The sequence below is a fragment of the Thermodesulfobacterium commune DSM 2178 genome, from assembly GCF_000734015.1.
GTDB lineage: Bacteria > Desulfobacterota > Thermodesulfobacteria > Thermodesulfobacteriales > Thermodesulfobacteriaceae > Thermodesulfobacterium > Thermodesulfobacterium commune.
This window is the reverse complement of the sequence record NZ_CP008796.1, coordinates 84,036-97,222: the sequence shown is the minus strand read 5'-3', so window position 1 is coordinate 97,222 and position 13,187 is coordinate 84,036. Positions and strand designations below refer to the sequence as shown.

12 protein-coding genes are annotated in these 13,187 nt (G+C 38.2%); 3 read left to right on the top strand and 9 right to left on the bottom strand.

From position 1 onward, the window contains the following. The 6 genes from HL41_RS00500 to HL41_RS09460 all read right to left on the bottom strand — a co-directional run bounded on the left by HL41_RS00500 (position 1) and on the right by HL41_RS09460 (position 6,166). Positions 1-1,863 carry a tetratricopeptide repeat protein gene (locus HL41_RS00500; protein WP_038063122.1) on the bottom strand — a complete coding sequence of 621 codons (1,863 nt, stop codon included), beginning with the start codon at positions 1,861-1,863 and terminating at the stop codon, positions 1-3. Positions 1,864-1,884: 21 nt separating this feature from the next. After that, positions 1,885-2,061: a helix-turn-helix domain-containing protein gene (locus HL41_RS09580; protein WP_200870713.1), complete on the bottom strand. Its 177-nt coding sequence runs from the start codon at positions 2,059-2,061 to the stop codon at positions 1,885-1,887. 204 nt (positions 2,062-2,265) lie between these two features. Then, the gene (locus HL41_RS09575) at positions 2,266-2,895 is read right to left on the bottom strand and encodes a sigma-54 interaction domain-containing protein (RefSeq protein WP_200870712.1); all 630 of its coding nucleotides are present in this window, start codon (positions 2,893-2,895) and stop codon (positions 2,266-2,268) included. Positions 2,896-2,954: 59 nt separating this feature from the next. Continuing rightward, positions 2,955-4,793, bottom strand: a complete 1,839-nt coding sequence (locus HL41_RS00490) for a hypothetical protein (RefSeq protein WP_038063119.1) — start codon at positions 4,791-4,793, stop codon at positions 2,955-2,957. Continuing rightward, positions 4,793-5,686 carry an AAA family ATPase gene (locus HL41_RS00485; protein WP_038063116.1) on the bottom strand — a complete coding sequence of 298 codons (894 nt, stop codon included), beginning with the start codon at positions 5,684-5,686 and terminating at the stop codon, positions 4,793-4,795. The genes HL41_RS00490 and HL41_RS00485 overlap by 1 nt, the downstream gene beginning before the upstream one ends. 324 nt (positions 5,687-6,010) lie before the next feature. Then, the gene (locus HL41_RS09460; RefSeq protein WP_158506209.1) at positions 6,011-6,166 is read right to left on the bottom strand and encodes a hypothetical protein; all 156 of its coding nucleotides are present in this window, start codon (positions 6,164-6,166) and stop codon (positions 6,011-6,013) included. Positions 6,167-6,337: 171 nt separating this feature from the next. Between HL41_RS09460 and lysA the strand changes: the two genes are divergently transcribed. After that, a complete protein-coding gene (lysA, locus tag HL41_RS00480; RefSeq protein WP_038063113.1) occupies positions 6,338-7,594 on the top strand; it encodes a diaminopimelate decarboxylase in 1,257 nt (418 codons plus the stop codon). Continuing rightward, positions 7,595-8,638, top strand: coding sequence for a tRNA preQ1(34) S-adenosylmethionine ribosyltransferase-isomerase QueA (gene queA / locus HL41_RS00475; protein ID WP_038063110.1), 1,044 nt, complete (start codon positions 7,595-7,597; stop codon positions 8,636-8,638). It abuts the gene before it with no gap. Here the strand turns inward: queA and hemL are convergent. Genes hemL through HL41_RS00460 form a run of 3 tightly spaced genes read right to left on the bottom strand, consistent with a single transcriptional unit; the run spans position 8,635 to position 11,464 of the window. Next, the gene (gene hemL / locus HL41_RS00470) at positions 8,635-9,927 is read right to left on the bottom strand and encodes a glutamate-1-semialdehyde 2,1-aminomutase (RefSeq protein ID WP_038063107.1); all 1,293 of its coding nucleotides are present in this window, start codon (positions 9,925-9,927) and stop codon (positions 8,635-8,637) included. The two genes, queA and hemL, sit on opposite strands and share 4 nt — an antisense overlap. Positions 9,928-9,939: 12 nt before the next feature. Beyond that, on the bottom strand, positions 9,940-10,497 hold the full coding sequence (locus HL41_RS00465; protein WP_038063104.1) for a class II aldolase/adducin family protein: 558 nt from the start codon (positions 10,495-10,497) through the stop codon (positions 9,940-9,942). Continuing rightward, positions 10,484-11,464 (bottom strand): NAD-dependent epimerase/dehydratase family protein, encoded by a 981-nt coding sequence (locus HL41_RS00460; protein WP_038063102.1) that lies wholly within the window; start codon positions 11,462-11,464, stop codon positions 10,484-10,486. Before HL41_RS00460 ends, HL41_RS00465 begins: the two co-directional genes overlap by 14 nt. 169 nt (positions 11,465-11,633) lie before the next feature. On the opposite strand from HL41_RS00460, the gene HL41_RS00455 reads away from it, so the two are divergent. Next, entirely contained in the window at positions 11,634-13,187 is a 1,554-nt protein-coding gene (locus HL41_RS00455; RefSeq protein ID WP_038063099.1) for a L,D-transpeptidase family protein, read from the top strand.

Sequence of the window (13,187 nt, the reverse complement as noted above, 5' to 3'; positions counted from 1 at the left end):
CTAAAAAACCAGCTTTTGGGCCTTCTCTACTAATTCCTTTTGTTTTTTATAAATATCTGCAAGTTCTTTTGCTATATCAGAAGCTTCAGCTAATTTTTCCCATAGTTTATCCGCTGTTCCTACCTTTCCTTTTTTCTCCAAGTAATAAGTCTCTATCAAAGTTATTTTAGGTTCCTTAGGAAACCTTTGTTTAGCTACCCCTAAAGCTCTTTCAAAGGTTATGTTATCTTTACCCAAGCTTTCTAAAAGGAGAATTAGATAATCCTTAAGCTCTGGTTGAAAATAAGGGTTTTGAAGGTATGCCCATGCCTTTGCATACTGTTTGTTGTTAATAGCCTGTAAAAACATAAACCCAAGTAGGTTTTTTTTATAAAACTCTGATAAATTAGAAGAGAGCGCTTGAGAAAGGTATTTTTCTGCCTGACCTAAATTTCTTTTGCTTTCATATAAAGTCCTTAGATAAAAATAAAAAGGATAGCTGGTTAAACTTTTTTCTTGGTAGCTTGAAATTAGGTACCCAAAAACCGAAAAAAACGTATCTATCTCACCTGTCTCTATAGCGGTAAAGCTCAAATTTAAAAGTAAAGAAGGTTTTAGTTCAGAGGGAACACCGATTTCGAAAGCCTTGATATACTCTAAAGTAGCCTTGGTAAAAAGTTTGTACTCTAAAAACATGTCACCTAAGATATAATAAGGTTGTCCACATTTGGCTTGGTTTAAGTACTCGCTATCTTCCTTTTCCAAAGATAAAACCTCGGCGATACGTTGAGCCTTAATCCCTTCCTTAAAAAGCTCAGAAATCGAAGTGCAGTAAGACTGAGAAACCTCCTTTAAGTTTGAGCTTTCGGGAAAAGTTTTTAAAAACTCTAAAGAACTTTTTCTTAAAAGTGTATAATTTTTTAGGTCTGCAAGGACTCTTATTTCTACTAAATGGGCCTCTTCAGCCAAAGGGGTTTTAGCCATCTTAGCCTTTATCTGGGCAGCAAAGGAGAGCAAATCCTCTTTGGTTTGTTTAGGTAAAAGTTCTTTAATAGGTTCCTTTTCGTAGGCTATCTGATAAAGCCTGAACTTGGATATTAGACTTGGGGTACCTTTATCCCAAAAGGTGATGATAAGCTGATACAAATTTTTGGCCTTTTCTCTTTCGCCCTTTTTAAAGTAGGCTTCAGCAAGTTTTAAAACGAGGTCTGGGGTCTCTTCTGGTGTTCCATAAACGTTTATGTAATAAAAAACCTTTGACCTTGCTTCATCCACCTTCCCTTGACGCAAAAGATAAACTACCTGAGTTTTGTAGATCTCTCTTATAATTTTTTTTATCTCTTGAGATGAAACTTCTTTTAGCTCTTTTTCAGGTAAAAGCTTAAAATGATAAAGAAGTACCTTAGCCTCTTTTTTTTGAGCCTCATCACAATAGGAATCGAGAAACTCTTTGACTTCTTTGACTATCGCAGGGCCTTTACCCAGCAAAAACATGGCCTTAAATCGAATAAGATCAGCCGTACAGGCCTCACTTCGCCCTTTAGTAACAGAAGCTACCCGTTGAGCATAATCTATAGCCTCCTGTAAAAAACCCTCCTTTAATGCACTCTCTGCAATGAGCAAATTTTCCTCTGGTCTTAAAGAAAAAAGCGCAGGCATTTTTTTAGCAAGAAAAACCACCCTTTCATACTCTTTCCTCGCATAGGCATTTTTTATCTCTTGCAATAACTCCTCTCCCTTTTGCTGATAAGGAAGGGTAAAATTAAACAAAAGGGTTTGATTGGTTGCGTTTGAGGTCTTTTCAGGTTGAGAAAACACTATAGGTACAAAACAAAGCAAAACTAAAAACAACAAAAAGCCGACAAGTTTTAACTCCTTAGACATCGTTCAAGTGTATAGCAAAACTTATACCAAGTTATATTTTTTAAGCTTTTCTATAAAGGTAGTTCGGTTGAGCTTAAGGAGCCTAGCAGCTTTAGTTTTTACCCCTGAAGCCTTTTCTAAGGCCTTTTTTAGGTAAAAAACCTCGATTTCTTTGATAAGGCTGGTCAAATCAATCCCTTCTTCGGTAAGGTCAGGCAAGCTTAAGCCCTCTTGGTTTGAAGAGATGGGAGATAAGGACACAGGGGTTCTGACAACCTCACTCTTCTCAGGAGTTAGAGAACTCCCAAAAGGATAAGAGAGGTCTTCAGGTTCTATAATCTCTTTATCAGTTAAAATTACCAGTCTTTCTACCAGATTTTCAAGCTCTCTTACGTTGCCTGGCCAGTGATAATCTAAAAGCCTTTAAACAGTCTTTTCAGACAATCTTTTTAACGGAACTCCTTCTCTTTCGCACACCTTTTTAAGAAAAAAATTGGCTAAAAGAACTATGTCTTCTTTTCTTTTTCTGAGAGGAGGTATTTTTATAGGTATAACGTTGAGTCTGTAGAACAAATCTTCTCTAAACCTACCAGCTTCCACCTCTTTTTCTAAATCCTTGTTGGTGGCAGCAATAATCCTTACGTCTACTTTGATAGGATGTTCTCCCCCTAACCTTTCTACTTGTCTTTCCTGAAGCACCCTTAAGAGTTTTGCCTGAAGTTTTGCGCTTAAATCACCTATTTCATCAAGAAATAGCGTCCCTCTGTTAGCTATTTCAAACTTACCAGGTTTAGTCTTGATAGCACCGGTAAAAGCCCCTTTTTCATAGCCAAAAAGCTCTGCCTCAAGCAACTCTTCTGGTATGGCAGCACAATTAATCGCCACAAAGGGCCCCTGACGCTTGCTGTTAAAATGTATGTATTTAGCCAGAACCTCCTTTCCTGTGCCTGATTCTCCTAAAATAAGGACAGTACTACTTGAAGGCGCTACCTTTTTGGCCAACTGATAGACTTCTTTCATCACCGGATTGTGAGTTTCTATCAAATAACTCATGAAAAATATTATATCATGTTTTTGACATATATGTCAAATTTTTGGAAAATTTTTAGGTGTTATTTGTTGATAAACTTATGGGCATATTTTCTCACATGAGCTCCTTCAAGCACATGAAAGATCCTAATCTTTTCTAAAAGGTTTTTAGAAAAAGACCCTATAGGGAGAAAAATTACTTTTTTCCCCTGTCTGTAAGCCCAGTTTTTGGCAAAGGTTGAAGGAGGTTTTTTGGCTATATAAAGAACATACTTCTCAAGGCTATAGTCTATCGCAGCTAAAAGCAACCTTTCTGCCTTGTTTTCTGCAAGAGAAAAGAGAGGGTCTGTCCAGATGTCATAAACCCTTTTTGGGGGGTAAGTCAACATAAAACCTCCATATTTAGCCCTGGCTATCCCTGGACCTATCACCTTTTCTTTAGGGTCTGTAGCATAAAAAGCCATGTCAGACTCCTGATCGTGCTCTCCATGCCAGGTAAAATTCCAGGGATACTTTTCCTCTCCTGAAACAGGGTCTGGGTCTTCTTCAAAGATGATCACCAGGGAACCTATCTTGGCATTGGTCTGCGGGTCTTCTTTTATGTAGATGGTTTCTTTAAAAACCCAATTTCTGATGGTTTCCCTTATGTCAAGCCCATCTTTAAGGGAAGAGATAAAAGGTTCTATTTTTCTTAGGTTTTCTGTGATGACTTTAAGCCCTTTTTCTGAGGCTTTTTTACCAAAGGTTTCAACCACTATGTCTTCTGGTGGAAAAGAACAGATGGTTTTACCAGAAAATTTTTGAGCAAAGGTTTTTCTTTCTTCCCTGGAGGTAAACTTTTTTAAAAACCTAAGCCCTGCCCTTATATTTTTTACCTTTCTAAACAACCTGAGCCTTTTAACAGGTAGGTTTAACTCTTCAGGAGAAAGCTTAATCTCAGGATAAGCTATGCCTTCTTTTTTTAGTTCATAAGCTGTTGCCATCTCCCAGACCCAAAAGGCAAACTCGTCTCCTCCTACCCCTCTTGCAGCAACGATCAAATCAAAAAGCTCAGGAAAAAAAGCCCCCTTAATCAAAAGATAGTTTCTAAGAAACTGGCCCAATACCTTTAAATCTTTAGGAGAAAACTCAGTTCCAGTTTCGTCTTTAAACTTAGTTATGGCCTTTTTTAAAACCTCTTCCCAAAGAAAAACTCTCTCTATCCAAAAAGATGGGTCTTCTGCGACACGTTCCCGGTTTTCTTCGTAAAACTGTTGAAAAAATCCTGGCTCAGATAGTATTTCTCTTATACTTTGGATATGTAAACGATAAAGATTTATTTCTACATGCTGTTTTTGTGGGAAAAAACACAAGTTGTCCGGATTTTCTAAAGCCTTTAACACCCCTAAAACAAAGGCATAAGGCAAAACCACAGCCACCAAGCCTTCTTTTGCAAGTTGAGCCACTTTATTGGCTATATAACGCTCCTTAATCCTCACCTCAGGGATTACCCCTTGATTACCCCAACCAGAAACAAGAGTTTGGGTATAAGTCTGATAACCCATCGCAGGTAAAAAATAGGGAGAAAGGAATTTATCTATCTCAAACGATCCTTCTTCTTGGCAAGGCACATCTATAAAAAAGAGGTCTTTTTTATACTCTAAGGCATAACGGGAAGCTTCAGCCAAAGGGCATAGCGGAGAAACTATAAGATACTCTAAACTTCCGTCCTGATAGTTAATTTCTAAGGTAGTAATGGTAGGAAGGGTTTTTACGGCAGACAACCATTTTTCTTTAATAAAAGGTGGAAGGACTAAAGCTACAGCCTCAGGGTTTAACCGGTGAAGTTCCTTAGAGATCCCCTGAGTAATCTCAAGATTTTCTGGGAAAAAAGGTAGTAGAAAAAGAGGAAACTTCCCCTGTTTTAGGTTAATCTTAAGCATCAGTCTAGAGGAAAAAGAGTAGGCTTTTTAACCTTTCTACCTTTTTCGATAAATTCTTTGAAAAAGACCAGAGCCTGTGGCCCTAAAATAAGAGAAATAGCCTCTTTTAAAACCTCTAAAACAGCTATTTGAGTAGCAGGAGAGGTTTGGTTTAAAAAAATCAATTTCTTAGCTACATACCTTCCTATGTTTACTCCATCTCTTACGCTGTAAGGCTCTCCATATTGATGGGTTGTCTGAAGAAAATCTACGATATAATTTACCGTGGTCTCATCCATCCAAGGAAGGTTGGTTTTAAGGATATGTCTTTCTTCTTCAGCTTCAGGAAAGTCTATAAAAATTTGAGGTTGAAGCCTTGATTGGATATATTCTGGAAGCTCAAAGGTAGAAGCATCTTCATTCATCGTAACACAGAGTCTAAATTCTTTATGAGCCTTTATCTTAATCCCTGCAACCACAGACTCTACGTACCTTCTACTATCAAGAAGAGGGGCTAAAGAGGCCCAAGATTTTTCGCTCATCCTGTTTGCTTCATCGATAATAGCCACTCCTCCTTTAATCATCGCAGAAACGATGGGACTTGCCATATATCTTATCTTTTTGTCCTCTGAAATAACAGGGGTAACGATAAGGTCTTCTGGTCTTGTGTCTACCGTTGCTTGAAAGATATAGACTGACTTGTTAAGTTTTTTTGCGGCTAAATAGGCAAGGGTTGTCTTTCCTACCCCTGGTTTACCTATCAACCTGGGAGTAAGAGGCAGGTCCTTTTCGTCTACGTTAAGCCAGCAAGCAAGAATTTGGTCTAAAATACCTTTTCTTTCATAAACCGGAATATCAAGTTCATCAGGATGGCTAAGATAAAGGGTTACACCATCTATTACCGCTGTTTCCATAAAAATTCCCTATCCTAACTTTTATAATGTTATTAAAGAATTCTACCACGAATTAACCGTTCAAGCAACGTTTTTTATCTTACCCAAATTTGCCGATAGAGAATAAAATAAAAAATTTTTCCGTAATCTTTAAACTTAAAAATCATATTCCTTAGTTACTTTCTATAGTTCTTCCCCAACCCCCATATAAAATCTATTCCATTTTCTACCTGTACCCACTCCTCTCAATCTTTTTCCCCTGATTCTAAACATATTGCTCCCATATCCTCTCTTAACCTCCCCATATTATAAACTCTACTAACCCCACCTTCCACACCAACCCATTTAACCGGCTCTATTCTTCTCCTCCTGTAATACCATGGCAGTAAATCCTTGTAACCTCTGTTTGAACCAGATAAAGGCATCAACAAAAAATCCTGAACGAGAGGTTAGGTTTTCGTTAGTTCTAAGTATTGTGAAGTTAAGAGAATTTTGTGGCATAACGAAATCCTCTTAGTTTTAGTTTAGGAATCGTGTAGACAGATTGGAAAATAGGTAAAACATAAAAGAATATAAATTTTTATCGGCAAATTAGGGGAGTCTTCTAACCATTGACAAAAGTAGGGTTTTATGTATATTTAAAAAAATTCTAAAATAGCGAGGGGAGTAAGGATGCATTATTTTGGATATAAAAACGGAGAACTTTTTTGTGAAGAAGTTCCTGTGAAAAAGATCGTAGAAGAGTTAGGCACTCCGGTTTACATATATTCTGCCAGTACGATCAAAAGGCACTTTAAGGTGTTTGAAAATTCCTTTCTTCCTGTAGACCATATTATTTGTTATTCAGTTAAAGCCAACTCTAACGTAGCCATACTTTCTCTGTTAAGAAGTTTAGGCTCAGGGGCTGACATAGTCTCAGGCGGAGAGCTTCAGAGAGCCTTAAAAGCAGGTATCAACCCTCAGAAAATTGTATTTTCCGGGGTAGGAAAGACTGAAAAAGAAATAGAGATGGCTCTTTCAACAGGGATTCTTATGTTTAACGTTGAAAGCTTAGAAGAGCTTGAGGTCTTGGGTGAGGTTGCCAAAAGATTAGGGAAACCAGCTCCTTTTGCCTTAAGGGTTAATCCAGATGTGGACCCTCAGACTCACCCTTACATCTCAACAGGGCTTAAGAAAAACAAATTTGGGATACCTGAAGAAATGGTGGTTGAAGCCTATAAAAAAGCCAAAGACCATCCCTTTTTAAAACCTATAGGACTTGACGCCCATATCGGCTCTCAGATAACCTCTATTTCTCCTTTTAAAGATGCTCTCTACCGGCTAAAAAAGATCTGGGAGGAAATTACCTCTTTAGGTATAGAGCTTAAATATTTAGACTTAGGTGGTGGCCTTGGTATTATCTATAACAACGAAGAACCACCTTTACCAGAAGAATACGCTGAAGCCATCATAAAAGAAGCTCAAGACCTTAAAGCCACCCTTATTTTAGAACCTGGTAGGGTGATTGTGGGTAACGCAGGTATACTGGTGACCAAAGTGCTTTACAACAAAGAAAACCTTGAAAAAAAATTTGTTATCGTGGATGCGGGAATGAACGACTTGATAAGGCCTGCTTTTTATCAAGCCTACCATAAAATCATTACGGTAGAAGAAAAAAACGAGGAAGAAGTGGTGGTAGACATCGTAGGTCCAATCTGTGAAAGTAGTGATTTTTTTGCTAAAGATCGAAAAATACCAAGGGTTAAAAGAGGGGACCTACTTGCTATCATGAGTGCTGGAGCCTATGGTTTTGTGATGAGTTCTAACTATAATTCAAGGCCAAGAGTCCCGGAGGTTTTGGTAGACGGAGACCGTTTCTTTGTGATAAGAAGGAGAGAAACTATAGAAGACCTTTTAGCCCCTGAAATGGTTCCTGCTCTCTATCTTTAAATGAGTGTCATTCCTAAAGAATTTAGACTAGATTATTATGATTATCCTCTTCCTGAAGAGCTGATAGCCTATTTTCCTGTAGAAGACCGAAAAAGCTCTCACCTCTTAGTTATAGACAGAAAAACCCAGAAACTTTTTTTTCACCAAACCTTTGCTGAAATAGAAAGGTATTTTCAAAAAGGAGACCTTTTAGTCCTTAATAATACCAAAGTTTTTCCTGCAAGGCTTAAAGGTATAAAGCCTACTGGAGGGGAGGTCGAACTCCTTCTTTTTCAAAAACCTCAAGGGTTGTCTTTTCAAACCTTAGCCCTTATCAAAGGTAAAAGAATAAGAAAAGGCACAGAAATCATGGCTAATGAAATTACCATAAAAGTGTTAGAATCGTTAGAAGGGGGTAGATTTTTAGTTGAACTTAAAGCCAACCAGCCTTTAGAAATCTTGATTTATAAACACGGTAAAGCTCCTCTTCCTCCTTACATCAAAAGAGAACCAGAAGAATTAGACTTATTGCGATATCAAACGGTTTATGCACAAAAAGAAGGGTCTATCGCAGCCCCTACCGCAGGGTTTCATTTTGACTCTTATCTACTTGACCTCCTTAAACAAAAGGGGGTCAGCATAAACTTTATTACCCTTCATGTAGGTTATGGTACCTTTGCCCCGATAAAAGTTCAAGACATAAGAAAACACAGGGTAGAGCCAGAATACATAGAGGTAGAGTCTGAGGTGATAGAAGAAATAAAAAAGGCTTTGAAAGAAAAAAGAAGGATTTTTGCGGTAGGTACAACCACAGTTAGAACCTTAGAATTTATCGCTCAAAAAGGTTTTATACCTTATAAAGGTCTTTGCGACCTTTACATCTATCCTGGTTTTACCTTTCAGGTAGTTTCTGCGATGATTACCAATTTCCACCTCCCTAAGTCTTCTTTACTTCTTTTAGTTTGCGCCTTTGCCGGAAGGGACCTTATTTTAAAAGCCTATCAAGAGGCCATAGCTCAAAAATATCGTTTCTATTCTTATGGAGATGCTACCCTTATTCTTTAATCTTTTCTAAGCTTTTTTAGCACCTTATACACCGCCTCAACGGTTTTTTCTATCTCTTTTTCCTTATGGGCTAAAGACACAAACCAAGCCTCAAACTGGGAAGGAGGAAGGTAAACACCCTTTTCTAACATCCTTTGCCAGAACTCTGCAAAAAGATGGGTGTCACAACTCAACGCTGTTTCAAAATCAATAACCTCTTTCTCGGTAAAAAAGAGGGTAAGCATAGACCCAACTCGATGTAAACGATAGTTAAGATCAAGGTCTTCTAAAGCCTCTCTTATTCCCTTTTCTAAAAGTTCTGCCATCAGATTAAGTCTTTCATAAGTCCCTGGTTTTAGTAATTCCTTTAAGGTAGCAAGACCTGCGGCTACAGCTATAGGATTTCCAGAAAGGGTACCTGCTTGATACACAGGTCCCTCAGGAGCAACTAAATTCATAATTTCAGCTTTACCTCCATAAGCACCTACCGGAAGCCCTCCTCCTATTATCTTTCCTAAACAGGTAAGGTCTGGAATTACCCCATAGGCTTCTTGAGCTCCTCCCACCCCTAACCTGAAACCTGTAATTACCTCATCAAAAATAAGAAGAGATCCATACTGCTGGGTTATTTCTCTTAAAAACTTAAGAAAACCCTCCTTAGGAGGAATAACTCCCATGTTAGCTGGCACTGGCTCCACTATCACCGCGGCTATCTCTTCTCCAAACTTTTCAAAGACTTCTTTTACCTTTTCGAAATCGTTAAACGGAAGGTTTAAGGTATGAGCCGTAAGTTCTTCAGGAACCCCTGGGCTTGCAGGTATCCCAAAGGTAGCCAAACCTGAACCAGCTTTTACCAATAAAGCGTCTACATGCCCATGGTAACATCCCTCAAACTTGATGATTTTTTTACGGTTGGTATAGGCTCTGGCAAGCCTTATGGCACTCATCGTGGCTTCGGTTCCTGAGTTAACCAGACGAATTTTTTCGATAGAGGGAACCGCATTTTTTATAAGCTCCGCAAGTTCAACCTCTTGCCAGGTAGGTGCACCAAAGCTTGTGCCTCTTTTAGAAGCAAAATAAACCCCGGCGATTACCTCTGGATGGGCATGGCCTAAGATAAGAGGACCCCAAGAACATACATAATCTATATATCTATTGCCATCTACGTCTATTAAATAAGCACCCTCTCCTCTTTCAAAAAACACAGGGTCTGCTTTTACTGCTTTACAAGCCCTAACAGGGCTGTTTACCCCTCCAGGTATAACCTCTAAAGCTTTTTTATAAAAAAGTTGTGACCTTATCCTTTCCATAACCTTCCCCCTTTATCTCGTATTTTTTAGCAACTCAAACTTAGAAAGTTTCTCTAAGATTTCAGTCAAGCTTACCGCCTCTTCTATCGTTTCCCCCCAGGTAACCAACCCATGACCTTGCAAAAAAATCACCTTACTTGTCAACGAAGCCTCTCCCACCCTTTCCCAAAGTTCCTGAGACCCAGGAGGTAAAAAAGGAACTTTTGCTATGTTTTTTAACAAAATTTCTGCCTCTTTGAGGCTAAACTCATTAAAATCAAAATCCGTTGAAAACAAACGTAAAGTATAAAGGGGGTGAGTATGTATCACCGAGTTAGCCTGAGGATTTTTTTTATAGATCAGAAAATGCATCCCCCATTCAGAAGAGGGCCTTCCGTTGATAAAGCTCTTATCCCAACCTACAAAAACAAAATCCCTTTTACTTAATCCTTGCTTTACTCTGCCAGAGGGAGTAATCCAAAAACCATACTTAGTTCTTACAGAAAAATTCCCTTCAGACCCTGCTACTAAACCCTTTTCTGACAAAGTCCGAGCATAAAAAACAAGGGTTTTCAGGTTATTCTGTCTCAAGGTTTACCGCCTTTACAAGTTCTATGTTTTCAATACTCCAGTCAACCGTTCTTTTAAGCCCCTCTTCTATAGAAACTTCAGGTTCCCAGCCTAAAAGCCTTTTGGCCTTACCTATCTCAGCCCAGGTAACCTTCATGTCTGCCTTATGAAAAGGTCGATACTCTACCTTGGCTTTTTTACCAAGCAAACCTTCAAGAAGGCTGATGATTTGGTTGATAGAAATTGGGTTCCTTCCTCCCCCAAGGTTGATGATTTCATAACCTAAGGGTTTCAAAGCAAGAAGCGTTCCCTTAGCTATATCATCTATATAGGTAAAATCTCTTGCCTGGGTGCCATCTCCATAAACCACTATAGGCTTTTCCTCATAAATCCATTTTATAAATCTAAAAATACTCATATCTGGCCTTCCTGCAGGTCCATAAACCGTAAAATATCTGGTAACCGTTATATCAAGCCCATAAAGATGATGGTAGGTATAAGCCAAAAGTTCCGCAGAACCCTTGGTAGCGGCATAGGGAGATAAAGGTTTATTTACCTTTAATTCTTCATCAAAAGGAGGATTAAGGCCTGCATAAAGGGAGGAAGTAGAGGCTAAAACCATCTTGTTGACTTGAAAATCCTTCATAGCCTCAAGAAGGTTTAACGTTGCTTTTACGTTACTTTCTACATAAGCCCAGGGGTCAATTAAGCTTGCTCTCACCCCTGCTCTTGCTGCAAGATGAATAACTGCCTTGATCTGATAGTTTTCAAACAACAACCGGACTGCTTCAAAGTTAGCCAGATCAAGCTTGTAAAACTTAAAGGTATCAAAACGTTTTAACTGAGAAAGCCTCCATTCCTTTAGCTTAACATCATAGGCCGCATTTAGGTTATCCACCCCTAATACCTTTTCCCCATCCCTTAACAAAAACTCACTTACCCTCCATCCTATAAACCCAGCTGCCCCTGTAACAAGATAATATCCCATCCTCTTTTTTCCCTCCTTGCAATCTCCGTAAAATTTCATTTTACCAAAACTTAAACAAAAACCAACCTTAATAACTTTTGTTAAAAGATTTAATGTTGCTTGCTAACAAACCTTTTTATGTTATATTCCAAATTCTAAAAAATTTTAGTTAAAAACCACTAAATTTTGTATGAAAAAAGTTTTGGTTTTTTCCCTGTTTTTTTCTGTATTTTTTATATATGCCTGTAAAAGCATACAGGGTGCTGAAGAATGTCCCTCAGGAGCCCTCTCAGAATACCAAAGTTCTCTTAACTATCCCTCTCAGATAACCAGCCTTTACCAGCTGTTAGGATGTAAACCCATCTGGAATGAAAAAAACATAGAAAAGCTTAAAAAACTAATAGAAAATTCAGCCTGGGAGGGTTTAAACCCTGCAGACTATCAGGTAGACTTTAATGAAGATAATGAAGAGGGTTGGATAAAAGAGGTAAAGCTAACAGATACGCTGTTAAAACTTGCCTATCATACCTATTATGGAAGGGTTAATCCTAATAAAGTCTTTTCTATGGTGAACTTTCCCTCTAAAAAGGATACGGTAGTAACCACTTTAGCCAAGCTTTTAGAAGAAGATAGGTTAGAAGACCTGTTTACAGCCTTAGCCCCAGAGTTTGAGGAATATCATATTTTAAAGGATTATTTAAGGCGTTATAAAGAAATCATAGAAGTAACCAAGGATGACCCTATAGAACTTGATAAAAAATTAAAACTAGGAGACCAGAGCCATCTAATACCTAAAATTAGGAAAAGACTTTATCTCCTTGGGTATCTTGAAACTTTTACCGAAAGTCAAACCTATGACCAAGAGCTTAAGGTAGCTATCCAGAAATTTCAAAAAGGACAAAACCTAAAACCAACCGGGATCATAGATCAGCAAACAGTAAGGTTGTTAGAACTTCTACCAAAAAAACGGGTGACTCAAATCAGCATAAACTTAGAAAAGTTTAGATGGTTACCCCAGAGAAAACCAGAAGACCTATACGTTTGGGTAAACATACCCTCTTTTGAGCTTTCTGTAATAAGAGAGGGTAATGTGATTTTTTATAGCCCTGTTATCGTTGGAAAAAGCAATCCTAAGGATTTTAGGCCTACTCCTCTCCTTTACAGTAAAATCACCCACTTAGTAATAAACCCTCCCTGGAATGTTCCTCCTAATGTCTATCTAAAAGATTTTTTTCCTAAAATTACCAAAGACCCTGGATATCTTTTAAAACAGAGGGTAAAGGTCTATGCCAACAACACAGAAATAAGTCCGTTTAGTATAAACTGGGAAAACTACAACCGTCCTCATTTACCCTTTAGACTGGTCCAACCTCCGGGAAACGGAAATGCCTTAGGAAAGGTTAAATTTCAGTTCCCCAACCCTTTTGACGTTTACCTACATGATACCCCTAAAAAACATCTTTTTAGATATGCTAAGAGGGACTTTAGTTCAGGATGCGTAAGGGTTAAAAATGCGGTTGAATTAGCCAGGTTTTTGGTAGCCAATGGTTATACTAACGGTTGGGATGAAAAAAGGCTGATAAAGGCTTTACAATCAGATAAAACCATCTATATCTCCATTAATTCCCCTATTCCTGTTTATCTTGTTTATTTTACTACTGTAGTAAAAAAACCTTATATCTACTATCTTGAAGACCTCTACGGTTACGACCAAAAGATAGCAAAGCTTCTAAAATTAAAATAA